The sequence below is a fragment of the Burkholderia crassaminum genome (genome assembly GCF_964265005.1).
Classification (GTDB): Bacteria; Pseudomonadota; Gammaproteobacteria; order Burkholderiales; family Burkholderiaceae; genus Burkholderia.
Genome location: NZ_OZ183800.1, coordinates 177,520 through 204,514 on the forward strand (window position 1 = coordinate 177,520; position 26,995 = coordinate 204,514).

Here is a 26,995-nt window from a genome sequence, read left to right on the forward strand (position 1 = left end):
TGTCTTTTTTGTGGCGCGCCGCGTTCTGGGAGCGGTTGCGCGCGTGGTGCGGCCTTGCCGTGCCGGGTTCAGCGCCCCTTGAACACCGGCTTGCGCTTCTCGAGAAACGCGCGGGCGCCCTCGATCCGGTCCTCGCTCGCGTAGACGTCGGGGCCGACGTCCAGCCGCAGCGCGGCGGCCACCGGCAGCCCCTGGCTGCGCGTCGCGGTTTCCTTGATGCGGCGGATCGTGAGCGGCGCGTTCGCGGCGATCGTCTGCGCGAGTTCGCGCACGGTGTCGTCGAGCGCGGCGCCGGGGACGACGCGGTTCAGCAAGCCGGCGCGCTGCGCCTCGTCCGCGTCGAAGCGGCGGCCCGTGAACAGCAGCTCCATCGCGATCGCGCGCGGCAGCATGCGCGGCAGCAGCACGCTCGCGAAGTTGGCGCCCATCCCGACCCGCGCTTCGGGCAGCGCGAAGGTCGCGTGATCGGCGGCGATCCGCAGGTCGCAGGCGAGCGCGATTTCACAGCCGCCGCCGATGGCGTGGCCGTTGACTGCCGCGATCGTCGGCTTGCGCAGTTCGAGGATCAGCTCGTGCACGTTGCGGGCGAGCCCGCGCATCGGCTGCATCCCGCGTATCTCGGGATCGCCGAGATCGACGCCCGCGCTGAATGCGCGCTCGCCCGCGCCGCGGATCACGATGACGCGGATCGACGGGTCGTCGTCGAGCGTGACGAGTTCGTCGCACAGGCGCCGGATCGCGTCGGCGGACAGTGCGTTGGCGACGTGCGGGCGATGGATCGTCAGCCACGCGATGCCGTCGTCGTCGTTGCGAAGGATCGACGGCGCGTCGTCGCCCGTCAGCGAGGAAAACGAGCCGGATGCGGTCATGACGTGCTCCCGGTGGCGTCGGCGCGCGTGTCGTGGAGCACGCCTGCCTGCCGCAACGCGTCCCGGCGCGCCGCGTCGATGCCGAAAGCGCCGAGCACGGCGTCCGTATCGGCGGCGAACGGTTGGGGCGGCCGGCGTATCGAGCCGGGCGTGCGCGACAGTTTGGCGGGGATGCCTGCGCCGGTGTACGTGTCGGTGTCGACGAACATCGCGTTGCGCGCGGCCTGCGGGTGGCCGAATGCATCGGCGACGGTATTCACCGGTCCTGTCGCGACACCGGCCTGCAGCAACCGTTCGACGACGTCGTCGGCGCGCAGCTCGGCGGTCAGCTGGCCGAGCAGCGTGTCGAGCGCGTCGCGATGCGCGACGCGCTGCGCGTTGGTCGCGAATCGCGGATCGCGCGCCAGCTCGGGCACGCCGAGCGCGTCGACGAGCCGTGCGAACGTGCGGTTGTTGCCGGCGCCGGTCGCGACCGGCTTGTCCTTGCACGGATAGACGCCGTACGGCGCGATGGCGCCGTACACGTTGCCGGTCGCGACGGGCACCTCGCCGGTCGCCATCCAGCTCGTGCTGACCGGATGCAGCATCGACAGCGCCGTGCTGAACAGGTCGATGTCGACGTGCTGGCCGAGGCCGGAGCGCGTCCGTTCGACCAGCGCGAGCAGGATGCTCGACACGGCGCTCAGGCCGGCCGCAAAATCGACGACCGGAAACGGCACCTTGAGCGGCATGCCGCCCGGCTCGCCGTTGATCGACATGAAGCCGGCGAGGCCTTGCGCGACGGCGTCGTAGCCCGGAAACCGCGCGAGCGGGCCGTCGGTGCCGTATCCGGAGATCGAACAATGAACCAGGCGCGGGAAGCGTTCGCGCAGGCAGTCGTCGTAGCCGATGCCCCAGCGTTCGAGCGTGCCCTGCTTGAAGTTATCGATCAGCACGTCGGCCGTTTCGAGCAGGCGGAACAGCACGTCGCGTCCGTCGGGATGCGACAGGTCGAGCGCGAGATTGCGCTTGTTGCGGTTGAGCCCCCAGTAGTAGCTGGAGAGGCCGTTCGGCATCGCGGGCCCCCAGTCGCGCGTTTCGTCGCCCTGCGGCGGTTCGATCTTGATGACGTCCGCGCCGTGGTCCGCGAGCGTCTGCGCGCAGAACGGCCCCGCATAGACGCGGCTCAGGTCCACCACGCGCACGCCTGCGAGCGCGCCTTCGTTACTGCTGGTCATGACGATGTCTCCTTCGATGTGGATTCGATGGGCCGGCAGGCCGGTACGCGCCGGCTGCACGGCCGCGATGCGTCGCGGGTTCAGCCGCGTGCGGCGAACAGCGCGTTTACCGCCGCGCGATGTTCGGGCGTCGCGTGCGCGAACGCCTGGTACGACGCCGACAGGTCGAGCAACGTGTCGAGGCTCGCGTGGCGGCCTTCGCGCAGCAGCCGCTTGGTCAGGCGCAACGCGGTGCCCGAGTGACGGGCGATGCGGCCGGCCAGTTCATGTGTGTGTGCCAGGAGGTCGCCGTCGGGCACGACGCGCGACACGAGCCCGCAGCGCAGCGCGGCTTGCGCGTCCAGCGCATCGCCCGTGAACGACATTTCCGCGGCGACGGCGGCGCCGACGATCTGCGGCAGGAACCATGCGCCGCCGTCGCCGGGCACGAGTCCGAGGGCGATGAAGCTCTCGGCGAAGCGTGCGCGGTCGGCCGCGATGCGGATGTCGCACATGCACGCGAGATCGGTGCCGGCGCCGATCGCCGGGCCGTTGACCGCCGCGATGGCCGGCACTTCGAGTTGCTGGAACGCCTGTGCAAGGCGCTGAATGCCGCGGCGGTAGCGGGTCCGGATCGCGGCAAGATCGTGCGGGTCCGATTCCATGAGCGCGCGCATCGCCTTCACGTTGCCGCCGGACGAGAACGTCGTGCCGGCGCCGGTCAGGACCAGCACGCGGATCGATTCGTCGCGGTTCGCGTCGTCGCAGCATTCGGTCAGCGCGTCGATCGCATCGGTGTCCGAAATGGCGTTGCGGGTTTCGGGACGGTTCATCGTGACGGTCAGGATCGGGCCCTGCCGTTCACGGATCAGAAAGGCTGCCATGGTGTCTCCGTGTGTTCTGTGCCGCGGGACTTCACGCCGCGGGCCGAAGCCTAGTATCGTCACGACGGTTGGCGGCGGGAAATTCCGTTCCACGTATGTGGAAGGCCCGTCCCGGTAGCTGCGGAGAGGGCGGGATGAGCGGAAACGTGGTCAAGAGCGCGGCGCGCGTGTTCGAGGTGCTGGAACTCTTCAGCGCATTGCAGCGGCCGCTGAGCGTGCGCGAGATCGCCACGCGCTGTGGGTATCCGGGGTCGAGCGCGGCGGCGCTGCTGACCAGCATGAAGGCGCTCGGCTATCTCGCGTACGACGACGCGACCCACGCGTATGCGCCCACCGCCCGGCTCGTCAATCTCGGCGAAGCGCTGGTCGATTCGGCCGCCGGTAGCCGGCGGCACTGGCATGCCGTTGCGAAGCGGCTGGCGCTACGCACGCACGAGGCGGTCGTGATCGCGGTGCAGAGCGATCTGTACGTGCAGTACATCGATGCGGTCGAGGGCTCGCATACGATTCCGATCCAGTTTTATGCGCCGATCGGCACGCGTCGCGAGATGTGCATGTCGGGGCTCGGCTGGGCGCTGCTGAGCCTGCAGCCGGACAGCACGATCCGCCGGCTCGTGTCGCGCAGCATCCGCCGGATCGGGAAGTCGGGCAGGACGATCGACGAGGACGTCGTGCTCGACAAGGTCGAACAGACGCGCCGGCTCGGCTATTCCTATTCGGCGCACACGGTCACGCAGGGCGCCGCGATGATCTCGATGGTGATCGCGGACGGCTGGAACGGCCTGCCGCTGGCGATGGGGGTGGCCGGGCCCGTCGAGCGGATCGACGCGCGTCGCGACGCGATCGTGCGGGCGATGCGGGAGGCGCTGGATGCGCAGCGCCCGGATGCGGCAGCCGGCTAGCCGGACGAGGCCGGTGCGCGCAGGCATTCGCATAGAATCGGGAGGTTTCGCCGCTCCTGTTCCGGCTGTATTTCAGCGAGGTCGCCATGTCATTGAACGTGCCGCTTTCCGGCATCCACATCGTCGAATTCGAAGGTCTCGGCCCCGGCCCGCTCGCGGGCTGGATGCTCGCCGGGATGGGCGCACGCATCACGCTGATCGCGCGTCCGGCCGGCCGCACCAGCGCGCCGGACGCGTTGAAGGCCCGCGACGGTGACCTGCTGCGCGAAGGCAAGACGATCGTCGAACTCGACCTGAAGTCGCCGGCCGGCCGCGAGGCCGCGCTCGACCTGATCGCGCAGGCCGATGCGCTGATCGAGGGCTTGCGGCCCGGCGTGATGGAACGGCTCGGCCTCGGGCCTGACGATTGCGCGCGTCGCAACCCGAAGCTCGTGTACGGTCGGATGACCGGCTGGGGCCAGCACGGCCCGCTCGCGGCCGCGGCCGGGCACGACCTGAACTACGTCGCGCTGACGGGGCTGCTGTCACTGTCCGCGCCGCGCGACGGCCGGCCGGGGCTGCCGCCGACCGTCGTCGGCGATGCAGGCGGCGCGCTCGGGCTCGCGTTCGGGATCGTCTGCGCGCTGTTCGACGTGCGCGGCGGCGGGCCGGGGCGCGTGGTCGACGGTGCGATCGTCGACATCGTGTCGATGCTCGGCTCGCTTGCGCTGTGGGCACGCGCGAACGGGCAGCTCGACGGCGCGCAGCCGAGCCTGTTCCACGATGCGCCGTTCTACGACGTGTATCGCTGCGCGGATGGCGAATGCGTGACGATCGGCGCGCTCGAACCGCCGTTCTATGCGTTGCTGGTCGAACGGCTCGGGCTGACCGACGTCGATCCGGCCTCGCAGTACGACCGCGCGCGCTGGCCGGCGCTGAAGGCGCGTTTCGCCGACGTGTTCGCGCAGCAGCCGTCCGCGCACTGGCGCGCGCTGCTCGAAGGCACCGACGTGTGTTTCGCGCCGCTGCTGAGCGTAGCCGACGCGGTCGCGCATCCGCACAACGTGGCACGCGGGATCTATCGAACTGACGAGAACGGGAATGTGCGGGCGCGGGTGGCGCCGCGGTTTTTGCCGCTGGTGGGGGATGAGGCGGTCTAGCGGCGCGACTCAGTCGCCAGACCGCCGGAAATAGCGTGCCGGCCGTTCAGGCCGTCTCTTCCGGCGTATCCGGCATCTTGCCGTCACCGACGCGGTTGATCGTGCCTTGTGCGATCGCAACGAGCCGCTCGTGATCGCCGTCGATGACGAACACATGACACTGGCAGGTTGCCTGGTGCCGGCCCGCATACACGAGCTTCGCACGCGCGACGAGCGTGCCGTTCACGGCCGGCCGCAGGTAGTTGATCTTGTATTCCGCCGTGATCACGCGCGGGCCGAGCACGAGCGCGCCGGCGAACGTCAGCGCGTTGTCGGCGAGATAGCTGATGACACCGCCGTGCACGAAACCGTGCTGCTGCCGCAGTTCGTCGCGCACGTGCAGGCACAGCGACACTTCGTTGTCGCCGATATGCATCAACTCCGTGCCCAGCAGCATGCTGAACGGTTGCGCACGCAATGCGCCGCGCGCGTGATCCGTGATGTCGGTCATCGAACTTCCTTCGAAATGAGTGCCCGCTTGCGCTGAACTCTAGGAAGGGGGCTGCGGATAAGCAAGGAAATTCGTCCGCGTTTCCTGCGAATTCCGGCCCGATGCGACGCGATTATTGCGTCGAATACCGAAGATCTCCCGGTTTGCGGGCGATTCCGCGGGAATGCGCGGGCAACGCGAACTTTGCCGCCTTCTGTTCCTAAAGTCCGACGAAGAAATGCCGCTAATGCCGGGGCATTGCCTCATCGTCCGCTTTCCAGGAATCTCCCCCATGTTCGGAAAAATCAAGCTCGCGTCGGGTCTGCTCGGCGTGTTGACCGTGTTTTGTCTCTTCCTGTTCGCGATCGAGGCGCTCGGCTTCTGGGCGCTCACGTCGACGCGCGGCGGCGTCGACGATCTGTCGAACGTCGCGATCACGCAGGTCGGTGCGGCGAGCCAGGCAACCCAGCAGCTGCTCGACGCGCGCATCAACCTGTCGCGCGCCGGCACACGGATGGTGCGCGGCGGCCCGAAGCCGGACGACATCATCCGCCATGCCGGCGCTTCGCTCGCGGAAGCCGACAAGGCATTCGCCGCGCTGACGGCCGCGCAGCCGGTCGACGAAACCAACCGCGCGCGCGTCGTGGCGCTCACCGAGCGCTATCGCGCGCTGCGCGGCGCGCTGGGCGAACTCGTGCAGTTCCTCGACGCCGACAACATTCAGGCCTTCCTCGACCAGCCGACGCAGAGCATCCAGGACGCCTATATCGCCGAGCTGCACCGTTTCACCGACTATGGCGGCGCATCGAGCCGCACGGCGCTCGACACGATCGACGGCGGCATGCTCTGGTTCAAGTCGGTCGGCATCGTGCTGCTGGTGGCGATGCTCGTGGCGAGCGCGGCGATCTACGCGGCCGCACGGCGCGCGGTCGTCGCGCCGCTGGAAGAAGCCGGCCGCCATTTCGAGCGGATCGCGCAGGGCCGGCTCGATGAAGTCGTGCGGGCAGGCGGCGTGTTCGAGATCGACCGGATGCTGCGCGGCCTCGCCACGATGCAGACGAGCATCGCGGGCACCGTGCGCACGGTGCGCCACGCGTCCGATGCGATCCACCTCGGCGCGGGCGAGATCGCGGGCGGCAACGCCGACCTGTCGGCACGTACCGGCACCCAGGCCGCGTCGCTCGAGGAAACGGCCGCGAGCATGGAGGAACTGACGGCAACCGTCCGGCAGAACACCGACAGCGCGCGCGCGGCGAGCGCGCTGGCCGACGCGGCGCTCGAGGCGACGAGCCACGGCGGCGGCGTGGTCGACAGCGTGATCGACCGGATGCGCGGCATCGCGCAGAGCTCGGGGCGGATCGCGGAGATCATCTCGGTGATCGACGGCATCGCGTTCCAGACCAACATCCTTGCGCTGAACGCGGCCGTCGAGGCGGCGCGGGCCGGCGAACAGGGGCGCGGCTTCGCGGTGGTCGCGGGCGAAGTGCGCTCGCTCGCGCAGCGCAGCGCGCAATCGGCGAAGGAGATCAAGGCGCTGATCGAGGATTCGGTCGCACAGATCAACGGCGGCGCGGAGCTCGTCGAGCGCGCCGGCGACGCGATGCGGAAGGTGTCGTCGTCGATCACGCGCGTCGTGCAGACAATGTCGGAGATCACCGCGGCGTCGGTCGAGCAGAGCGTCGGGATCGAGCAGGTGAACCAGGCCGTCACGCAGATGGATCAGCTCACGCAGCAGAACGCGGCGCTGGTGGAGGAGGTCGCGGCGGCGGCCGCGTCGCTGAACGACCAGACCGCGCACCTGATGCAGGCGGTGTCGGTGTTCGAACTGGGCGACGGACGTGCCGCACGCGGCGAGCGTGCGGCGCCGTCGTTCGCCGGGACGGGTTACGAACCGGCCGGCAGCGCCGCGTAGGCGGTCGCGAGGTGGTAGGGCGTCGTCGACGGCATGTCGGCGCGCGACACCTGCCCGTCAGCCGTCTTGCACTCGAACCAGCCGCGCGGATGCAGGAAGCGCGCGGCGAAGCGTTCGATCTGCCGCGCGAGCGGCGCGGAGGCCGGCGTGCCGCCGTGCGTCGCGAGCGCGCGCAGGTATTCGGTCTGCGCCCAGATCCGTTGCGTGCCGTCGACGCACGCGCCTTGCGCGTCGAGCGCCGCGCAGACGCCGCCTGTCTGCGGATCCACGCCGTATTGCTCCGCAAACGCAAACGCGCGTGCCAGCGCGGCGGGAAGCCCGGTCTGCGCGAGCCGCGCGCCGGCCGCATCGACCAGATAGAACCACTCGAACTGATGGCCGGGCTCGAAACGGTTGTCTGCCGAGCCGAGCGGCAACTCGGCCACGCAGCCGGTCGCCGCGTCGACGAACGTGCGCTCGACGGCCTGCGCGGTGTGCGCGAGCGCATCGTCGAACGCCGCATCGCCGAATGCATCGGCAGCCGCGAGCCACGCTTCGGTCAGGTGCATCAACGGATTCTGCAGCGCCCCGCTGCCGGATGACGAGAAATCGGCATGGCGCGCCGCATCGAGCAGCGCGTCGCCGGGGCGCGGCGCGAAACGGTCCCGGATGAGCGCGGCGGTCTCCTCGGCCGCCTTGCGCGCGGCGGCGTCGCCCGACGCCGCATACCACGCGGCGCACGCGAACACGATGAATGCGTGCGTATAGAGATCCTTGCTCGTATCGAGCGGCGCGCCCTGCGCGTCGACGCTGTAGATCCAGCCGCCGTGGCGCGTGTCGCGAAAGCGCCGGTCCAGCGCGTCGAACAGCGTGGCCGCGTGCGCGGTGTCGCCGGCCTGCGCGAACACGAACAGTTGCCGTGCGCAGGCCATTGCGCGATAACGGGTCACGGGCAGCGGCGCGTGGGTGGCCGGATCGACGGCTTCGAACGGCAACTGCAATGTCTGGTCGAACCCTGAACCCCGCCAGATCGGCAAGACGACGTGCGCGAAATGGTGGCGCAGCTGGGCGGCCTGGGCGGAAGCGGAGTCGGAAACGGACATGACGGGGTTGAGCGCTGGGTTCGAAACGTGTCGGCGCGGCCCGGAGGATCGGCGCGGCCGGGGCCAAGGATAAAACATTCCGCGCGGCCGGCACCAAAAAAGGAGATAAATCGCATGCTGAGCAACCTGGAACTCGTGATGCGGCTCGTTCTCGCGGCGGCGCTCGGCAGCGTCATCGGCTTCGAGCGCGAGCGTCTGTCGTGGGCGGCCGGCCTGCGCACGCACATGCTCGTCTGTGTCGGTTCGACGCTGATCATGATCGTATCGGCGTTCGGGTTTGCCGATGTCCTCGGCAGCAGCGAGCACATCGTGCTCGATCCGTCGCGGATCGCCGCGCAGGTCGTGTCGGGCATCGGCTTCCTCGGCGCGGGCTCGATCCTGCTGCGCGGCGAGATCGTGCGCGGGCTGACGACTGCCGCGAGCCTGTGGTCGGTCGCCGCGATCGGCCTCGCGGTGGGCGGCGGGCTCTACGTCGCGTCGATTTCGGCGACGATCATCATCCTGATCATCCTGGCCGGCATCAAACCGCTCGAGCGCCGCTATTTCACGGTGCGGCAGCGCCGCCAGCTCGCGTTGACGGTCGTGAGCGGCACGCTGAACTTCGATTCGCTGCATGCGGCGCTCGGCCCCGACAGCGCGCGCGTGAAGCAGTTCATTGTGCAGCGTGCCGACGACACGGGCGAGCACGACGAGGTGCGCATCGCGCTCGCGCGGGTGTCGGAACTCGAATACCGGGCGATCTGCGACAAGCTGCGCGTGCTGAAGGGCGTGACGCGCTTTGAAGAGGGCAACGGGCTGTCGGGCGACGAATAGGCTGAATCGGCAACGGGGCATGCGACAATGGCCGACCACCGATTCCGTTCGACATCCGGTTCCGTGTTCGCGGGCCCCGCTATCCGATCTCCATGACCGAATCCGTTTCCTCGCCTCGCTCCCGTTCCCGTTCCAATCGTTCGTCGGCCCGTTCCCGTCAGCGCTCGGCTGCTGCCGCGGGGAGTACGTCCGCGAGGGCGACGGCGCGGTCCGGCAGTGCGCCGGCCGGCGACGCGTCGCGGGACGAGCGAACGCTCGACCTGTTCGGCGATCCGGTGTTCGAGCCGGGCGAGCGCGCGCCGGTTGCGGCGCGCGACGAAACGGGTGCGCAGGCCGATGCAGCGGTCGATATCGCGGACGATGTGGCCTCCGGGCGGCAGGCTCCGCTGGTCGGGTTCGGCGCGCCGGAGAGGGCGGCCGCGGCGGGACAGGCGGAAGCCGTGGAAGGTGGGGAGGTTGCAGTCGTCGACGTCGTGCCAGCCTCTGGTGCTGTTGCGATGAAGGCGGTTGATGTTCCGCCGGCCGGTGGTATTGCAACGAAGACGGTTGATGTCCCGCCGGCCGGTGGTATTGCAGCGAAGGCGGTTGATGTTCCCGTGGCCGATGGTGTTGCAGCGAAGGTGGTCGATATTCCCGTGGCCGATGGTGTTGCAGCGAAGGCGGGCGATATTCCCGTGGCCGGTGGTATTGCAGCGAAGACGGTCGATATTCCCCTGGCCGATGGCGTTGCAGCGAAGGCGGTCGATATTCCCGTGGCCGGTGGTATTGCAACGAGGGCGGTCGATATTCCGCCGGTCGATGGCGTTGCAACGAAGGCGGGCGATATTCCCGTGGCCGGTGGCGTCGCAGCGAAGGCGGGCGATATTCCCGTGGCCGATGGCGTCGCAGCGAAGGCGGGCGATATTCCCGTGGCCGATGGTGTTGCAGCGAAGGCGGGCGATATTCCCGTGGCCGGTGGTATTGCAACGAGGGCGGTCGACATTCCGCCGGCCGATGGCGTTGCAACGAAGGTGGGCGATATTCCCGTGGCCGATGGCGTTGCAACGAAGGCGGGCGATATTCCCGTGGCCGGTGGCGTCGCAGCGAAGGCCGCCGATGTGCCTGCGGTCGACGCGGTCACGTTGGTGGCGACCAAGCTGCAAGCGGCCGATGGTGCAGCGGCGAAGGTGACCGAAACGCAAGCGACTGGCGGTGAAGTCGAGAAGGTGGGTGTCGCCGCCGTCGTCAAATCCCGCGAAGGGCGATCCTCCGGCGACGCCGTGAAGGAGCGTCGTGCGTCGTCGGGCGGCAAACGCCGGGCGGCTGCCGGGGCAAGCGGCGCGACACCGGAGCAATCTGCGCCGGTCGTGACGAGCGTCGACACGGCGCCAGAGCCGGCCGGGCCGAGTCCGGCACCGGACGCGGTGTCGACGGTCGAGCCGCAGACGTCGGCGCAGCCGGCCAAGCCGTCAATCGCCGCGAACCCGGCGAACCCGGCGAACCCGGCGAACCCGGCGAACACGGCGAACACGGCGAACACGGCGAACACGGCGAACCTCGCGAAGGCCCCAGACGTCGCGCCGCGGGCCGACGCCACCGTATCCCCTGTCACGCAGCCAGTGACTTCCGCTGCAACCTTTGTCACGAAGCCGTCGGCGGAGCGCGCGCAACCGGCTGCGCCGGCCTTCGATCCGGATACGCACCTGCGCCCGCTGACCGACCGGCTCGCCGCGCTGCAGGGCGACGTGGACGGCCTGACGGGCGCGGCCGATCGCGAGATGCGCCGCGTCAACCGCCTGCTGCTGGCGTTGGCCGTCGTCGTGCTGGCCGCGCTCGTCGCGCTGGTGCTGCAGACGCGGCAGATCGCGCACCTGAAGCAGGACGTGGCGGCGAAGCAGCAGCGGATCGATCGCCTTGCAGCCGATCTGTCGACGCAGCAGGCAACGCTGATGACGCTCGAGGAGCATCACGAGGCGCTTCTGTCGCAAGTCGACCGGCTTCAGCGCAACGCGAATCGCGAGGCGGCCGTCGCGAAGCGCCCCCGCCGCACGCGTTAATCGATTCGACCCTATCCTGGGAGCCCGACGCAGCGGGGATCGCCGTTCTGCATCGGCGATCGGTCGTCGCGCGCATGCGGCAAACTGATGCGGTGCGCTGGCAGAATTCAGGGAAAACCCTTAGAATGGAGTCCGTTTAAGGGAAAACCCTAGATACATCTGTCAGGAGTCTCACATGAGCTTCATCCTCGCCCTGCTGCAAAAGATCGACGACCTGTTCGTGTCGCCCCACCTGCCGCTTGACGCCGAATACTCGTACGCTGCGCGTCGTGCCGAAGCCGAGCGCGTGCGCCGTGCGCACCTCGTGCCGATCGTCCTGTATCGTCGCTGATTCGCTGATTCGCTTTCAGCGCGGCGCCCGCAGTACCGGCCCGCCCGTTTTCCGCCGCCGCATCGCGCGCCGGCGCGACCGTCCCGCTACACTGGAAGTCCGAATCCGTTCACGGTGACCGGACCATGCTGCAGATGCGGCCGATGACGGCCAGCGAATTCCACGCGTACCGCACGCGAGCCATCGACGGCTACGCGCGCGATCTCGTCTCATCCGGACAAAATGCTGTCGAAGACGCGGCCAGCCGTGCGCGCGCCTGTTTCGACACGCTGCTGCCGGACGGCTTGCGTACCTCCGGCCAGATCCTCGTCGTGCTCGTCGACGGCGCCACCGGCGACGCGGTGGGTGACCTCTGGTACGCGATCGTGCCCGAAGGGCCGAACCGCACGCTGTTCATCTACGATCTCGACATTGATCCATCCCGGCGCCGTCAGGGCTGGGCCACGCGCACGCTCGAAGCGCTCGATGCCGAGGCGCGCCGGTACGGCGTCACCGAGATCGGGCTGTCGGTGTTCAATCACAACGCTGCGGCCCGCGCGCTGTATCGTGCGTGCGGTTTCGCGCCGATCACGACGACCTTGATCAAGCCGGTTATTCAAGACTGAATCAGCTGGCCGGCGCTCGGCTGTCACTTGCGGTCAACCGGGTCCGCCGCCGACGACCTGCACCAGCCACGCTCCCGATCCTCCCTGCTCGCCGAGCACCGAGCACCGAGCACCGAGCACCGAGCACCGAGCACCCAGCACCCAGCACCCAGCACCCAGCACCCAGCATCGACCGTCAAACACCGACAGCCGAATCGCCATCCGACCATTCGGCCGCCCTGCGCGCGCCGCCCACACCCCTCAGTGCGCGCGTCCTTTCCATCTCCGCAGCAGCAACGCGTTGGTCACGACGCTGACGCTGGAAAACGCCATCGCCGCGCCCGCGATCACCGGGTTCAGCAATCCGAGCGCCGCGAGGGGCACGCCGACCAGGTTGTAGACGAACGCCCAGAACAGGTTCTGCTGGATCTTCCGGTACGTGCGTCTGGAGATGTCGATCGCGTCGGCGACGAGCGCCGGGTCGCCCCGCATCAGCGTGATGCCGGCCGTGTGCATCGCGACGTCCGTGCCGGTCGCCATCGCGATGCCGACGTCGGCCGCGGCAAGCGCGGGCGCATCGTTGATGCCATCGCCGACCATCGCGACGATCCCGCCGTGCGTGCGCTTCAGCTCGGCGACGACACGCGCCTTGTCGTCGGGCAGCACCTGCGCATGCACCTCGCCGATGCCGAGCGACGCCGCGACGGCCGCCGCGCTGCCGCGGTTGTCGCCTGTCACGAGCACGCTCGCGATGCCGCGCGCCGACAGTGCCGCGATCGCGTCGCGGGCGCCCGGCTTCACGGTGTCGCCGAAGGCGATCAGCGCGAGCAACGTGCGCGGCGCATCGGCGCGCATCAGCCACGAGATCGTGTTGCCCGCGCGTTCGAGCTCCGCCGCGCGGGCGTCGAGCGCGGGCGGTACCGCGATGCCGAGCTCGTCGCGCCAGCGTGTGCTGCCAAGCGCAAGCAACTGCCCGCCAACGCGCGCCTCCACGCCGCGTCCGGCCACCGCGCGCGCATCGGCCGCGACTGCTGACGGCACCGCACTGCCGCGCGCGGCAACGTCGGCGTCGTGCGCCGCGACCACGGCGCGCGCGAGCGGATGGTCGCTCTGGCGCTGCACCCCCGCCGCGAGCGCGAGCGCTTCGTCATGCGGCACGCCGACGGCTTCGAACGCCGTCACGGACGGCTTGCCTTCGGTCAGCGTGCCGGTCTTGTCGAACGCGATCACGGTGGTGCGCTGCGCGAGTTCGAGCGCCTGCGCATCCTTGATCAGTACGCCGTGCCGGGCCGCGACGCCCGTGCCGGCCATGATCGCGGCGGGCGTCGCGAGGCCGAGCGCGCACGGGCATGCGATGACGAGCACCGCGACCGCGTTGAGGATCGCGGTTTCCGTCCCGGCGCCGGCGATCAGCCAGCCGACCAGCGTCAGCACGGCGATGCCGAGGATGGCCGGCACGAACACCTCGCTCACGCGATCGACGAGCCGCTGGATCGGCGCCTTCTCGGCCTGCGCGGATTCGACGAGGCGGATGATGCGCGCCAGCGTCGTCTCCGCGCCGATCGCGGTGGTTTCGACGACGAGCGCGCCTTCGCCGTTGATCGAGCCGGCCGTGACGGGGTCGCCGTCGTCCTTCGGCACCGGCAGGCTCTCGCCGGTGATCAGCGATTCGTCGATGTGCGAGCGGCCCGACACGATCCGGCCGTCGACGGGCACGCGCTCGCCGGGACGGATGCCGACGCGGGTGCCGACGCGCACCTGCGCCAGCGGCACGTCGCGCTCGACGCCGTGCTCGACGACGCGGGCCCGGTCGGGACGCAACGCGTTCAGCGCGCGGATCGCGTCGGTGGTCTGGCGTTTCGCGCGCGATTCGAGCCACTTGCCGAAGCGCACCAGCGTGACGATGACGGCCGACGCCTCGAAATACAGGTGGCCGGGATCGGTGGGGTTGCGCAGCAGCATCCACAGGCTCAGCCCGTACGCGGCCGACGTGCCGAGCGCGACGAGCAGGTCCATGTTGCCGGTGCGCGCCTTCACCGCATGCCAGGCCGCGCGATAGAAGCGCGCGCCGAAGCCGAACTGGACGATCGATGCGAGCACGAGCTGTTGCCAGCCGTTCGGCATCAGGTGGATGCCGAACGGCTCGACGAGCATCGGCGCGACAAGCGGCGCGCTCAGCACCGCAGACCAGATCACCAGATCGCGTTCGCGAATCGCTTCGAGGCGCTTGCGCGTCTCGGGATCCTGCGCGGCGCTGGCCGGTTGCGCGTCAGCGCCGCCCGTGGTGCCGGCTGACGACGCGGCGGCGAGCGACGCGCGGTAGCCGGCGGTGGTGACGGCCGCGATCAGCGTGGCGGCGTCGAGGGCGCCTGCGCCGTGCACCGATGCGCGCTCGGTCGCGAGGTTGACGGAAACGCGCGCGACGCCCGGCACGGCGGCCAGCGCCTTTTCGACGCGGCCGACGCAGGACGCGCAGGTCATGCCGTCGATGTCGAATTCGAGATCGGCGGGGGCGGTGGACGCTGCCGGCTGGATCGTCGCGCCCGCAACCGGCGTCGCGCCGTAGCCCGCTTGTTTCACGGCTTCGGCGAGCCGGGCGGCGGTAACGTCAGGCGCGGCGTCCACGGTAGCCCGTTCGGTCGCGAGATTGACCGACGCGCGCGTGACGCCTGGCACCTTCGCCAGCGCCTTCTCGACGCGCGACACGCACGACGCGCAGGTCATGCCGTCGATGTCGAGTTCGATGCTGGCGGGCGCGGCAGGCGAGGAAGGTGCGAACGCGGTGAAGCCTGCATCCGTTACGGTCGGCGTCGCGCCATAGCCGGCCTGTTTCACGGTTTCCACCAGTTGGGTGGCGGAAACGCCGGCCGTGACATCGACGGTAGCCCGTTCGGTCGCGAGATTGACCGACGCGCGGGTGACGCCCGGCACCTTTGCCAGCGCTTTCTCGACGCGCGACACACAGGACGCGCAGGTCATCCCGTCGATATCGAGTTCGACGGTGCTGTTGGCTGGAAGCGGGTGGCCGGCAGTCGAAGCGGCTGCGGCCATCGGCGCGGGCGACGCTTCGGCAGGATGCGCATGCGCGGCCGCGGCGACTTCGAGCACCGGTGCGCGCACGGCGGCGCGGTAGCCGGCTGCGCCGACCGCCTCGACGAGTTGTGCGGCGTCGACCGCTTCCTGCGCCGTCACCGTCGCCGCGTGCGCGTCGAGGTCGACCGCGGCGTCGACGACGCCCGGCACCGCGGCCAGCGCCCGTTGCACACGGCCTGTGCAGCCGCCGCAATGCATGCCGTCGACGCTCAGCTCGATCGTGTGCAGCGCTGCGGAGGCAAGTGATTCAGTCATGTCGGATTCCCTGAATGCGCGGCTCATGCCGCGAATGGATCCAGTATCAACATTCCCATAATGGGAAGGTCAAGCGGTGGCAGCGCATGCCGATACACACAGGTTGTCACAACGCGGAAAAAACAATCGCCCGGATGTCAGACCGACATCCGGGCGGGTCGTGCCGTTGCGCTCGACCGCGCGATCAGGCGCAGAGCTTCGCGCTCGCGAGACGATTCAGGCTGACGCCCTGCTCGGCGGCCTGGATCACCAGCGCGCGGTGTGCCTGCGGCGGGATGCGAACCTTGAATTCACCGCTGTAGGTGCGGTCGGCGATCGGCTCGGGCACCTTTTCTCCGTTTGCGGTCATGTCGCGAATGACATCGGCGACGAGCCGGCGAATACCGGCCAGCGCACCTTCCGGCGTTGCGTCGAGCCACGAAAGAGACGGGAACTCCGCGCACAGGCCAACGTGCTCCCCGTCCTCCGGGGACCACGTTACGCGGTACGTAAAGTGGTCTTGAGTCATGATTTCTGTTCCTTCAGTCGATCGATCGCGTCGAGAACCTGTCGCACCTGATAGGCCTTTGCTTTCCCGCGATCATTCTGGATATTCACGCGAGGATCGCCTTGCCACGGTGTCTTGAAAATGGCATGGCTCGAACCGGATTGGCGGGCCGCTCCGAAATGCATCTCGCATACCTTGTACAGGTCGTTGAATCGCACGTTCGCGGGCTCGCGCCTCATGAGTTCGAGGACCTTCCATACGCTAGCCATATCGAATGGTGTCATTAGTGACACCATTCGTCAATCGACCAACCGGCCCCTGCGTTCGAGATTGTTTCGGCTTGAGCGTGTGTCGCCCGGGCATCTCTGGTTTTGTTGCGAATCGCCAGAACTATTTCGAATCTGTCGACAATTCACTACCGTTCGGTCGGCTATTCGGCATATTAGGGGATGCCCGTAGGCGCTATGATACCGGCCTGACATCAGCGCCCGCCGTTATGGACCGTAGCAAAACGGTTATCCGGGCAGGCTGGGGTGCCTTGATTTCGCCATTCGCGAGTCGAACAAGGCGTTGACTGAAAAGAACGATATTCGGCCAGTAATCGATGATTGAAAACCAGCAGGAATCAGTTTCTCTGCGGCGCGCGTGCGCGTCGCTGGCCATGGCGGCGTTGCTTGCGGGGTGCGCGTCGCAACCGGATGCCATCCAGCGGAAAACCGGCTGGATGCGCGCGGAAGTCGCCGACTCCTATGTATACGCGTATCCGCTCGTGCTGATGGACGTCGCGAAGGAAGCGGCGACGGGCGGCGACGGCGCGCAACCGGGGCAGGCGCCGCTCAACACGCTGCGCCACGCGCAGGCGCTGCCGCCCGTCGGCGCGGTCAATCCGCCGCTGCCGGGCGTCGACACGCTCGACTCGACCGGCTGGCTCGACGTCGCCACCGAACCCGTGATCGTCACGTTGCCCGACACGCGCGGCCGCTATTGGGACGCACGTGCGCTCGACATGTGGACGAACGTGCTGTGGTCGTCGTCGAGCGTGGCCGCACGCGGCGCCCGCGGCGGCGCGCGATCGCAAACGATTGCCTTCGTCGCGAAGGACTGGCAGGGCACGCTGCCGAAGGGCGCGGTCCGGATCGATGTCCCGTCGGCCAACGCGTGGCTCGAAGTCCGGCTGCAGACGAGCGGCGGGCGCGACCTGACGAACGTGAAGAAACTGCAGCGCGCGATCCGCGTGGTGCCGCTGTCCGTCTACACGGGCGCGGCGCGCGGCGCGTCGGTCGCGGTCCATGCGGGCAGCGCGCCGTCCGAGGCGGTAAGCGGCGGCACGCCGGCCGAGCAGGTGGCCGCACTCGACCCGAAGGCGTTCTTCGCGCGCTTCGCGCAGGCGCTGCAGGACAACCCGGCGCCGGCCGACGACGCGCACGCGCAGGCGTTGCTCGGCGACATCGGCGTGTCGGCCGGCTATCCGGTGCTGTGGACGGGCGACCGCCTCGCGGCCGCGACGGCCGGCGTCGCCGAGGCGCGCGCGCGCCTCGCGACACCGCCTTCGAACCTGCTGAACGCGAACGGGTGGAGCTGGATCGGCGATACGGCCGGCAAGTACGGTCAGGACTACACGCTGCGTGCGTACGCGGCCTACACGCAATTCGGCACCGCGACGCGCGACGACGAAACGCTCGCGGTCGTGCGTGTCGACAGCGACGGCCATCCGCTGAACGGTGCGAACCGCTATGTGCTGCATTTCGCGCCGGGCGCGCTGCCGCCGGTTCGCGCGTTCTGGACGCTTACGCCCTATACGACGAACGGCGCGCTGCCTGACGTCGGGTCGGCGCGCCGCTCGTTCGGCGATCGCGACCGCCTGCGCCGCAACCACGACGGCTCGATCGACGTTGTCGTATCGGCGTCGCCGGGCGGCGCGCATGCGGGCAACTGGCTGCCGGCGCCGCGCGCCGATTTCGCACTCGCGTTGCGCCTGTACGCACCGAAGCCGCAGGCGAGCGACGGGTCGTGGATGCCGCCCGTCGTCGTCCGGAAATGAACGGATGACCGGCGGCGTTGTCCGACCGGCGGGCGCGACGGCGCCCGAATCCCGTACCGTCACCTCCTGAGCCTATACTTTCGGGATAGCGTGCGTGGCCGCCCGGTTCTCCGGTGCGGCCCGGCATCCATTCCCGAGGCATTCAAGCATGGCAAGCGCAGACAAAGAAACCGTATCCTCGACCCTCCATGCCCTCGGTGGCGTTGCACGCTCGCGCCGGACCCGGCGCATCGGCATCGGCCTGCTGATCTTCCTCGTTCTTTTCGGACTGCTCGGATTCTTCGCGGCGCCGCCGCTGATCCGCCATATCGCAGAACAGCAGTTGAGCCAGCAGCTCGACCGGCCCGCGACGATCCAGCGCATCGCGCTGAATCCTTACACGCTGAACCTCGAGGCTGACGGCATCCATCTCGGCGACAAAGGCGGGCAGGGCGACTTCATCGACATCGCGAAGCTCATCGTGCGGCCGTCGTGGTCGTCGCTGTTCCGCGGCGCGCCGATCGTCAATGAAGTCCGCCTCGACTCGCCGCGCTTCCATATCGTCCGCTACGATGCGCAGCGCTTCAATTTCACCGACCTGATCGAGAAATTCTCGACACCGTCGCCCAAGCCCGAAAGCAAGCCGACGCAGTTCTCGGTGTCGAACATCCAGGTCAACAACGGCCGGATCGATTTCGACGATCGTCTGCTGAACGAAAAGCACGTCGTCGACAACTGGACGCTGGGCATTCCGTACATCGCGACGCTGGCATCGAAGACCGACATCTTCGTCGAGCCGAAGTTGCGTGCGCGCTTCGACGGCAGCCCGATCTCGATCGACGGCAAGACCAAGCCGTTCGCGCAGTCGCGCGAATCGGAGATCGCGCTGAAGTTCGACCGCCTCGACGTGCCGAAGCTGATCTCGTACGTGCCGGCGAAGCTGCCGGTGGCTGTGACGAGCGGCCTGCTGAGCAGCGACCTCAAGGTCAATTTCGTGATGAGCGGCGAGACGCCCGCGCTGCGCGTATCGGGCACCGTCGACCTGAACGACGCGAAGGTGACGGACCACGCGTCCGCGCCGCTGTTCGCCGCGCGCGGCGTGCATGTCGCGGCGGCCAGCCTCGAGCCGCTGCGCAACGCGATGCACTTCGACGAGATCCGGATCGACCAGCCGGTGGTCGACCTGTCGCGCGACAAGCAGGGCGTGCTGAACGTCGAGAAGCTCGCCGCGCAGCCGCCGGCCGCATCGAACGCCGCCGAGGGCAAGCCGGCGGCGTCGGGCGCCGCAGCCGCTTCTGCCGCTGCAGAAGCCACCGCCAGCGGCGCAAAGGTCGAAGCCGACGCGAAGGAGGCGCCGCCGCTCGACTTGACGATCCGTCATTTCGCGATCGACGGCGGCACGGTCAACGTCGACGATCGCGTGCCGGCAACGCCGACCGCGCTGTCGCTCACGAAGCTCGCCGCGACGCTCGACGGCTTCTCGATGCAGGGCAAGACGCCCGCGAAATACACGCTGTCGACGTCGCTGTCGCGCGGCGGCGACGTGACGGCCGAAGGCACGTTCAATCTCGCGGAGAAGCAGGCCGACAGCAAGCTGACGGTCGCTGCCCTCGCGCTGCCGGCGCTGCAGCCGTACCTCGGCGAGGCCACGCGTGCACGTGTGCTCGACGGCACGCTCGGCGCCACCGTCAACGCGACGGCCGACTGGGGCAAGACGCCGCTCGCCGCGCAGGTCGCCGACAGCACGGTCAGCCTGAAATCGCTGAAGATCGCGACGCCCGACGCGAAGGCGCCCGCGATCGTGCTGCCCGACGCAAGCGCGAAGATCGCGAAGGTCGACGTGGCGACACGCATCGCGGAGATCGCGAGCGTCGACGTCAGCGGGCTCGCGCTCGACGTGCAGCGCCTGAAGGACGGCAAGATCGACCTCGCGGCCCTGGCCGAACCGGCACAGGCGTCGGTGCCGAAGCGCACGGTCGCGCGCAAGGCCGAGGCCGCCGCACCGTCGTGGCATTACCGGATCGATGCGCTGAACGTGAAGGATTCATCCGCGAACTTCACCGACCTGTCGACGCCGCGCCCGGTGAAGCTGGCGATCAAGCCGCTGGACCTGTCGGTGCAGAAGATCAGCGACGACATGACCAAGCCGCTGCCCGTGCAGTTGAAGGCGACGCTGAACCGCAAGGGTTCGCTGAACGTGACGGGCGACGTGACCGCACAGCCGCTGAAGCTCGGCCTGAAGATCAACGGCAACCGCCTCGACGCGGCCGCGTTCGAGCCGTACTTCGGCAGCGCGCTGAACGCGACGATCGCCAGCGCGCTGCTCAACGCGCAGGGCAACCTGACGTTCGCGCAGGTGAAGGACGCGCCGCGCGCGACCTATCGCGGCGACGTCGCGCTCGTCGACGTGCGGATGCTCGACAAGGCGACCTCCGACCCGTTCGCGGGCTGGCGCTCGCTTGCGTTGACGAACCTGAAGGCGAACTACGACGAGAAGGGCACCGACGTCGACGCCGCGCGCGTGACGTTCTCGAACTTCTACGGCCGCGTGCTGCTCGACGCGCAGGGGCGCCTGAACCTGAAGGACGTGGTCGCGAAGCAATCGGGTCCCGCACAGTCGCTCACGCGTGACGCGAGCAAGGGCGAGCCGGTGCCGCTGTCGCCGGGCATGACGCCGCCGGCTGCCGCCCAGGCCGCCCAGGCCGCCCAGGCCGCACAGCAGGCGTCCGCGCCGGCCGCCGCATCGGCGACGGTCGTCGTGAAGGCCGCGACGCCGCCGCAGAACCCGGTGCGGATGCACTTCGGCGAGTTGCTGCTGCAGAACGGTCGCGTTACGTACACCGACAACTTCATCAAGCCGAACTACACGGCGAACCTCGTCGCGATCAAGGGCACGGTCGGCGCGTTCGGCACGGATTCGACGACGTCCGCGCCGGTCGACGTCGCCGCGAACCTCGCGGGCAACGGGCCGATCTCGATCAAGGGTTCGGTGAACCCGCTGATCGAGAAGCCGGCGCTCGACCTCACCGCGACCGCACACGACATCGAGCTGACCAACCTGACGCCGTATTCGGCGAAGTACGCGGGCTACCCGATCACGAAGGGCAAGCTCAACGTCGACCTGCACTACGAGCTCGCGAACGACCAGCTGAAGGCGAACAACCACATCTTCATCGACCAGCTCACGTTCGGCGACCGGGTGGAGAACGACACGGCGACCAAGCTGCCGGTGAAGCTCGCGATTTCGCTGCTGAAGAACACGCGCGGCCAGATCGACGTGAACCTGCCGGTGTCGGGTTCGCTGTCGAATCCCGAGTTCAGTGTCGGCGGGCTGATCTGGCGCGCGGTGCTGAACCTGATCGCGAAGGCCGTCACGTCGCCGTTCTCGCTGCTCGCGCATGCGTTCGGCAGCGGCGGCGAGGATCTCGGCTACGTCGAATTCGCGCCGGGCTCGTACCAGCTCGACGATGCGCAGCAGAAGAAGCTCGACACCGTCGTGAAGATGCTGACCGAGAAGCCGTCGATCCGTCTCGACCTGATCGGCCGCGTCGACCCGGCGAAGGACACGTCGGGCCTCGGCGACGCGTACGTCGAGCGGCTGGTGCGCCAGCAGAAGCTGAAGGACGTGGTCGGGCAGGGCGAGAGCATCGACCCGATGTCGGTGAAGGTCGAGCCGGCCGAGTACAGCAAGTACCTGACGCGCGCGTACAAGGCCGCCGACTTCAAGAAGCCGCGCAACATGATCGGCCTGCAGAAGACGCTGCCCGATGCCGACATGAAGAAGGCGCTCGCCGACCATGCGCCGGCCGACGACAACGCGCTGCGTGCGCTCGCGCAGCAGCGCGCGCAGGCCGTGCGCCAGTACCTCGACGGGAAGATCGATTCGAGCCGCGTGTTCGTCGTCGCGCCGAAGCTCGATGCGAAGGGCATCGACGACAAGGGCGCGACCACCCGCGTCGACTTCGGCCTGCAGTAAGCAGGCCATCCGCCGCCGCTGCGTCCGTTCCTCCGTTCGGGCGCGGCGGCGTGCTTCCTTCAGCGCGCGGCGATCGCCGGTTCTTCGCGCTTGCCCAATTCCTTCTTCGCGGCCAGCGGCAGACGCGCGTCGTCCCACTGCGCCAGCCATTCGAGTTCCTTCGCCGTGAACACCTGTCCGTAGTTGCGCAACGCGTACTGCAACGCGTCGACGACGTGGTGGCGAATGATTTCGGGGGTGCGTGCATCGTCCAGCACGAACCGGAGGGCTTCCAGGGTCGACATACTCGTGCTCCGGGTCAGGGAAAACCCTTTATCACACGCCAATAGTCGCGCGCCAAGCCGGAAAAAAAATCGCGCGGCGGGTGACGCCGCGGACGAATTGACCGATGCACCGGCGCGGTGCCCGCAGGTGAGCGCGCCCGTCGCAACGTGCGCCAGGCCACCGTGCATTGCGACCGGCTCGTGTCACTTGCGATTGGTTACGTTTGACAGAAAACAGAAAGCCCCGCTTCATCCGAGCGCCCCACGATCCGGCGATATTTTGCGCGCCTGATGGCAAGTCACGCAGTTCAACATCAATCGATGAGGTGGGGTAATCATGTCTTTCCTTGGTAAGCAGCGGAAGTTGGTGGCGATGGTGGCGGGCGCGCTGGCGCTCGCAGGCGCAGGCGCGCACGCGGCGCAGCAGGACGGCAACAGTCAGGGCGAGGACCGCGGCCACGCGAGCCGTGTCGTGAAGCACGTGCTGCTGATCAGCGTCGACGGCCTGCACGAGCAGGATCTCGCGCGCTGCGTCGGCGCGAACACGTGCCCGAACATCGCGGTGCTCGCGAAGAGCGGCGTGACGTACACGAATGCCTATACGCCCGGCCTGTCGGATTCGTTTCCGGGCCTCGCCGCGCTCGTGACCGGCGGCTCGCCGAAGGCGGCCGGCCTGTTCTACGACGTGTCGTACGACCGCAACCTGTACGCGCCGGGCGACACGAGCTGCTCGGGCAAGCAGGGCTGGAACGTCGTGTTCGACGAGACGACCGGCATCGACGCCGAGAACGGCGGCGCGCTGGTCCATCTGAACGGCGGCGGCGCATTCAATCCGCAGGCGATCCCGAACGCGAAGGTCAACGGCAAGTGCGTGCCGGTCTATCCGCACAACTACGTGAAGACCAACACGGTGTTCGAGGCCGTGAAGGCAGGCATCCCGAACGCGACCACCGCGTGGGCCGACAAGCACGCATGGGGCTACGACTGGCTGAACGGGCCGTCGGGCACCGGCGTCGACGATCTCGCGCGCACCGAGATCAACTCGATCGATCCGGCTACGGGCACGAACTACACGGACGTCTATTCGCACACCGCGCGCTTCGACAACCTGCACGTGCAGGCGCTGATCAACCAGATCAACGGCCGTGACTCGACGGGCACGAAGAGCGCGCCGGTGCCGACGCTGTTCGGCGCCGACTTCCAGACGCTCAGCGTCGCGCAGAAGGCGACGGTCGCGACGGGCGGCGGCTATCTCGACGCGAATTTCACGCCGAACGGGCAGGTCGCGAACGCGATCACGTACGTCGACAACTCGATCGGCCATATCGTCGCGGCGCTGAAGCAGGCGAACCTGTATTCGTCGACGGCCGTGATCGTCACGTCGAAGCATGGCCAGTCACCGACCGATCACACGAAGCTCGTGAAGAACGGCGACACGCTGACGAAGCTGCTCGAAGCGAACAACTATCTCGACCCGAACGGCAACTTCGGCCAGAACAACACGAAGACGGGCAACCTGAACGACGGTTCGGGCCTGGTCGACACGGGCTTCGTGCAGACCGACGACGTCGGCCTGATCTGGCTGCGCGACCGCAACCAGCGTACGGCCGTGGTCCAGACGCTGAAGGCGAACCTGAGCTGCAACGCGCCGGGGATCTGCGCGGACGGCTCGCAGGCGTACATCCTGTACGGCGCGGCGCTCGCCGAGCGCTTCGGCGATCCGGCCAACGGCCGCACGCCGGACATCATCGTCCAGCCGAATCCGGGCGTGATCTACACGTCGAGCACGAAGAAGGACGAAGAGCACGGCGGCAACGCGCCGGACGACAGCCATCTCGGCCTGCTCGTGTCGTATCCGGGCGTCCATCGCGCGCGCACCGTGACCGACGTCGTCGGCACGAAGCAGGTCGCGCCGACGATCCTCGGGCTTCTCGGTGCCGACCCGCGCCTGCTGCATGCGGTGGTAGCCGAGAATACCGGCGTGCTGCCGGGGCTCGGTATCGGTCGCTGAACCACGCGACGCCGTAGGACTGCCCGCCGCCGGCCGCGCGGCGGGCTGCCTGTGTGCTGCGTGAGGTGTTGCCTGAGGTGCTATCCGCGTCTACTTCGCGAACAGCACCGGCATCATCTGCAGCGCGCAATCGTGCATGCGCTTGCCGATCGCCTGCACGTCCGGCTCGTCCCGCGCCATGAGCGAATCGCCCGCGCGTTTCATCGCCGCATAGCTGCCGCGCATCGCCGCATACAACGGAATCGGCGACGTGGCGCCGGGGCTGGGCCCTTCGAAATAGCCGGTTGCGGCGAGTTCGCCCAGGTAGTAGGTGTACAGCGCACCGACGTGGTTCGCCTGCAGCCACGCCATCAGCTGGATACGCCGGTAGACCGACACGAGGTCGTCTTTCGGGCGCGAGCCGAGCGCGACGAAGATCTGCAGCCGCGCGAGCCAGTTGCCCTTGCGCGCGGCCTCGACGAGCGCCGTCCACTGCGCGGGCGTCGTCGAGCCCGGTTCGCGCAGGCTGCCCATGTAGTCGATCACGGCCTGCTGGTCCGGTGCCGGGCCGATCTGGTCGGGCGACCTGCACACGAAGCGGGACACGTCGATGTCGGCATCGCCGAGATTGTCGAGCTCGTGCTTGATCTTGCCGTACACGTCGTCGAGCTGTTTCTGGACGTCGTCCCTCGACCATTCGGCCGGCAGCGGGCCCAGCCACACGAGTTCGTCGTCATGGGCAGCCGCGGCCGCGCGGTAACGGGCGAGCGCGGCATCACGGCGCCGCGCAGTCGCGGCCTGTTCGTCGCGCGCGTCGTCGGCCATGCGCTGCGCGACCAGGTTGACGGCGTCGGTCAGCTTCGCGCAGCGGGCGAAGGCGGCGTCGCGGCGCGCCCAGCACGCGTTGTCGACCGTGTAGATCCAGCGGGTGTTGACGGTCTCCAGCACATAGTGCGTCTCGCCTGCCTGCCGTGCCACGGCGGCACGTCCCTTGTCATCGGTCACGCCTTCGGCCAGCACCTTGCCGTCGTGCGTGGTCCAGCTGTAGGGCTCGTTGCTCAGCGGTATTTCGCTGCCGCTGTCGCCGGTCAGGTTGATCGCGTAGCGCGTCGTCGGCTTCGTTTCGGCGTGCGCGATGCCGACGGCGGTGAAGGCGGCGAGCGCGACGGCCGCGCAGCGGTGCCAGGTTTTCTTCGGGTGCGTGATGGCGGGCCGCGTGTGGCCGTGGTGTGACGACGGGGTGTTCATTGCCCTCTTTCTCCGTTGTTGTTCTGGTCATGCTTCGCTTGAAGACGCGCGAGTGTAGCAGGCGGGTATCGCGACGGACGGCTTGAATTCTGTCGCCGGTACCGGCATATTCGCCACGCATCACCCGTTCAACGACGCACCGAGAGGTTTGTTCATGCGCCTTCTGCTTGCCCTGCTGCTGCCGTGGTTCCAGTTCTTCACGATCGGCCGCCCGATCGCCGGGATCATCTGCCTGATTCTGCAAATCACGATCATCGGCTGGCTGCCGGCCGCGATCTGGTCGGTGTATGCGCTGAGCCAGTACAAGACCGATCGCAAGATCGAAGCGGCGCTGCGCGGGCAAAAGTAGGTTCCCCGGGGCGACGAACCGCAGATTCGGCACACCGGGATTGAAGCCCGGTGTGGTGAGCCTGAACAGGTAGCAGGACGTGACGGCGCATCTGTCCGGTCGACGGCAGCGCATCCGCATCCGAGTCAGGCTGCGTCGCTGGTTGCCGCTTCCTTGCGCCTCGCAGGCTATCCCGGCGGCACCCCCTCCAGCGCCTCCGCCCGCGCGAACAGCCAGTCGACGAACGTGCGCAGCGACGCATCGTCGTCGTCGCGATACAGGCAATGAAACGGCGGCCCTTCCAGGTGGACTTCCGGAAACAGCGCGACGAGCCGCCCGTGCTCGAGGTCGTCGCGCACGACCGCACGCGGCGCGAGGCACACGCCGAGCCCGCTCGCGGCAGCCTTGGTCATCAGGAAGAACTCACGATAGAACGGCCCGCGCAGCGTCTCGGTGACGACCGAGCCGGCCTGGTGGAACCAGTATTGCCACGCCTGCGGCAAGCCCGCGTAATGCAGTAGCGGCGCGTTGCGCAAGTCGGCCGGCGTACGCGCCTGTTCGAGCACCGGGTGGCCGGGCGCGCACACCGGCACCGCGACGGTCGCGAGCAGCGGCCGCGACACGAACCCCTTGCGGCGCAGCTCCGGCGTATAACGGCGGACCACGATGTCGCAGGTTTCGTCGATCTGGTCGCGCTCGTTGTCGGGCGTCGTGACGAGTTGTACGTCGATGTCCGGATGCTCGGCCTGGAACGCGGCCAGTTGCGTGAGCAACCATCCGTGCGCGAACGATACCGACGCGTTGATCCGCACCGGATGGCCGTCGACCGGTTCGAACATCTGCCCGGTCGCCTGCGCGAGCCGGCCGAGGCAACTCGCGACGTCGACGAGGTAATGCCGCGCGCGCGGCGTGAGCCGCAACGAGCGTCCGTCGCGTTCGAACAGCTTCTGCCCGAAGAACGATTCGAGCACGCGGATCTGTTGCGCGACCGCGCTCTGGGTCACGTTCAGCTCGTCGGCGGCGAGGGTGAGGCTCTGCAGGCGGCCGGCAGCTTCGAAGCTGCGCAGCGCGTTCAGGGGAGGCAATCGGCGCATCGTGAGATCGCGAAGAAAAGCTAC

The 26,995-nt window shown here is 68.5% G+C and carries 22 protein-coding genes; 11 read left to right on the forward strand and 11 right to left on the reverse strand.

Annotated elements, in window-relative coordinates; translation table 11 throughout:
- Positions 1-68: 68 nt before the first annotated feature.
- The 3 genes from ACPTTF_RS17925 to ACPTTF_RS17935 form a co-directional block, all read right to left on the reverse strand.
- Positions 69-869: an enoyl-CoA hydratase/isomerase family protein gene (locus ACPTTF_RS17925; protein ID WP_423367601.1), complete on the reverse strand. Its 801-nt coding sequence runs from the start codon at positions 867-869 to the stop codon at positions 69-71.
- Positions 866-2,086, reverse strand: coding sequence for a CaiB/BaiF CoA transferase family protein (locus ACPTTF_RS17930; protein ID WP_423367602.1), 1,221 nt, complete (start codon positions 2,084-2,086; stop codon positions 866-868). The genes ACPTTF_RS17925 and ACPTTF_RS17930 overlap by 4 nt, the downstream gene beginning before the upstream one ends.
- Positions 2,087-2,166: 80 nt before the next feature.
- Complete coding sequence (locus tag ACPTTF_RS17935; protein WP_423367603.1) at positions 2,167-2,949, reverse strand: crotonase/enoyl-CoA hydratase family protein; 783 nt, start codon at positions 2,947-2,949, stop codon at positions 2,167-2,169.
- A gap of 134 nt (positions 2,950-3,083) precedes the next feature.
- On the opposite strand from ACPTTF_RS17935, the gene ACPTTF_RS17940 reads away from it, so the two are divergent.
- Both ACPTTF_RS17940 and ACPTTF_RS17945 read left to right on the forward strand, forming a co-directional pair.
- The gene (locus ACPTTF_RS17940) at positions 3,084-3,851 is read left to right on the forward strand and encodes an IclR family transcriptional regulator (RefSeq protein WP_423367604.1); all 768 of its coding nucleotides are present in this window, start codon (positions 3,084-3,086) and stop codon (positions 3,849-3,851) included.
- Positions 3,852-3,937: 86 nt separating this feature from the next.
- Positions 3,938-4,990 carry a CaiB/BaiF CoA transferase family protein gene (locus ACPTTF_RS17945; protein WP_423367605.1) on the forward strand — a complete coding sequence of 351 codons (1,053 nt, stop codon included), beginning with the start codon at positions 3,938-3,940 and terminating at the stop codon, positions 4,988-4,990.
- Positions 4,991-5,036: 46 nt separating this feature from the next.
- Here the strand turns inward: ACPTTF_RS17945 and ACPTTF_RS17950 are convergent, their stop codons facing one another.
- Positions 5,037-5,480, reverse strand: a complete 444-nt coding sequence (locus ACPTTF_RS17950; RefSeq protein WP_034181638.1) for a PaaI family thioesterase — start codon at positions 5,478-5,480, stop codon at positions 5,037-5,039.
- Positions 5,481-5,751: 271 nt separating this feature from the next.
- Here ACPTTF_RS17950 and ACPTTF_RS17955 point away from each other — a divergent pair, with 271 nt between their 5' ends.
- Complete coding sequence (locus ACPTTF_RS17955) at positions 5,752-7,371, forward strand: methyl-accepting chemotaxis protein (protein WP_423367606.1); 1,620 nt, start codon at positions 5,752-5,754, stop codon at positions 7,369-7,371.
- Here ACPTTF_RS17955 and ACPTTF_RS17960 read toward each other — a convergent pair.
- Positions 7,344-8,453 carry an AGE family epimerase/isomerase gene (locus tag ACPTTF_RS17960; RefSeq protein ID WP_423367607.1) on the reverse strand — a complete coding sequence of 370 codons (1,110 nt, stop codon included), beginning with the start codon at positions 8,451-8,453 and terminating at the stop codon, positions 7,344-7,346. The two genes, ACPTTF_RS17955 and ACPTTF_RS17960, sit on opposite strands and share 28 nt — an antisense overlap.
- 114 nt (positions 8,454-8,567) lie before the next feature.
- On the opposite strand from ACPTTF_RS17960, the gene ACPTTF_RS17965 reads away from it, so the two are divergent.
- The 4 genes from ACPTTF_RS17965 (at position 8,568) to ACPTTF_RS17980 (ending at position 12,238) form a co-directional block, all read left to right on the forward strand.
- On the forward strand, positions 8,568-9,266 hold the full coding sequence (locus tag ACPTTF_RS17965) for an MgtC/SapB family protein (protein ID WP_423367608.1): 699 nt from the start codon (positions 8,568-8,570) through the stop codon (positions 9,264-9,266).
- A 92-nt stretch (positions 9,267-9,358) separates the two neighbouring features.
- Positions 9,359-11,302: a hypothetical protein gene (locus ACPTTF_RS17970; protein WP_423367609.1), complete on the forward strand. Its 1,944-nt coding sequence runs from the start codon at positions 9,359-9,361 to the stop codon at positions 11,300-11,302.
- Positions 11,303-11,477: 175 nt separating this feature from the next.
- A complete protein-coding gene (locus tag ACPTTF_RS17975; RefSeq protein ID WP_006481665.1) occupies positions 11,478-11,633 on the forward strand; it encodes a hypothetical protein in 156 nt (51 codons plus the stop codon).
- Between the two features lie 125 nt (positions 11,634-11,758).
- Positions 11,759-12,238, forward strand: coding sequence for a GNAT family N-acetyltransferase (locus tag ACPTTF_RS17980; protein ID WP_166956160.1), 480 nt, complete (start codon positions 11,759-11,761; stop codon positions 12,236-12,238).
- Positions 12,239-12,478: 240 nt separating this feature from the next.
- Here ACPTTF_RS17980 and ACPTTF_RS17985 read toward each other — a convergent pair whose 3' ends face one another.
- From ACPTTF_RS17985 to ACPTTF_RS17995, 3 genes are all read right to left on the reverse strand, one after another.
- Positions 12,479-15,565: a heavy metal translocating P-type ATPase gene (locus ACPTTF_RS17985; RefSeq protein ID WP_423367610.1), complete on the reverse strand. Its 3,087-nt coding sequence runs from the start codon at positions 15,563-15,565 to the stop codon at positions 12,479-12,481.
- 184 nt (positions 15,566-15,749) lie between these two features.
- A complete protein-coding gene (locus ACPTTF_RS17990; protein WP_059699854.1) occupies positions 15,750-16,073 on the reverse strand; it encodes a type II toxin-antitoxin system HicB family antitoxin in 324 nt (107 codons plus the stop codon).
- Positions 16,070-16,336 (reverse strand): toxin HicA, encoded by a 267-nt coding sequence (locus ACPTTF_RS17995; protein ID WP_423367611.1) that lies wholly within the window; start codon positions 16,334-16,336, stop codon positions 16,070-16,072. The genes ACPTTF_RS17990 and ACPTTF_RS17995 overlap by 4 nt, the downstream gene beginning before the upstream one ends.
- Positions 16,337-16,656: 320 nt before the next feature.
- Here ACPTTF_RS17995 and ACPTTF_RS18000 point away from each other — a divergent pair, with 320 nt between their 5' ends.
- A complete protein-coding gene (locus ACPTTF_RS18000; RefSeq protein ID WP_423367612.1) occupies positions 16,657-18,093 on the forward strand; it encodes a DUF1254 domain-containing protein in 1,437 nt (478 codons plus the stop codon).
- Positions 18,094-18,241: 148 nt separating this feature from the next.
- Positions 18,242-22,048: a DUF748 domain-containing protein gene (locus tag ACPTTF_RS18005; RefSeq protein WP_423367613.1), complete on the forward strand. Its 3,807-nt coding sequence runs from the start codon at positions 18,242-18,244 to the stop codon at positions 22,046-22,048.
- 59 nt (positions 22,049-22,107) lie between these two features.
- On the opposite strand, the gene ACPTTF_RS18010 is transcribed toward ACPTTF_RS18005, so the two are convergent.
- The gene (locus ACPTTF_RS18010) at positions 22,108-22,332 is read right to left on the reverse strand and encodes a hypothetical protein (RefSeq protein ID WP_166956178.1); all 225 of its coding nucleotides are present in this window, start codon (positions 22,330-22,332) and stop codon (positions 22,108-22,110) included.
- Between the two features lie 316 nt (positions 22,333-22,648).
- Between ACPTTF_RS18010 and ACPTTF_RS18015 the strand changes: the two genes are divergently transcribed.
- On the forward strand, positions 22,649-24,322 hold the full coding sequence (locus ACPTTF_RS18015) for an alkaline phosphatase family protein (protein ID WP_423367614.1): 1,674 nt from the start codon (positions 22,649-22,651) through the stop codon (positions 24,320-24,322).
- 90 nt (positions 24,323-24,412) lie between these two features.
- Here the strand turns inward: ACPTTF_RS18015 and ACPTTF_RS18020 are convergent, their stop codons facing one another.
- A complete protein-coding gene (locus ACPTTF_RS18020) occupies positions 24,413-25,549 on the reverse strand; it encodes a hypothetical protein (protein WP_423367615.1) in 1,137 nt (378 codons plus the stop codon).
- 154 nt (positions 25,550-25,703) lie between these two features.
- Here ACPTTF_RS18020 and ACPTTF_RS18025 point away from each other — a divergent pair, with 154 nt between their 5' ends.
- On the forward strand, positions 25,704-25,898 hold the full coding sequence (locus ACPTTF_RS18025; protein WP_059684201.1) for a YqaE/Pmp3 family membrane protein: 195 nt from the start codon (positions 25,704-25,706) through the stop codon (positions 25,896-25,898).
- Positions 25,899-26,065: 167 nt separating this feature from the next.
- On the opposite strand, the gene ACPTTF_RS18030 is transcribed toward ACPTTF_RS18025, so the two are convergent.
- Complete coding sequence (locus ACPTTF_RS18030) at positions 26,066-26,971, reverse strand: LysR substrate-binding domain-containing protein (RefSeq protein WP_243771618.1); 906 nt, start codon at positions 26,969-26,971, stop codon at positions 26,066-26,068.
- Positions 26,972-26,995 lie beyond the last annotated feature (24 nt).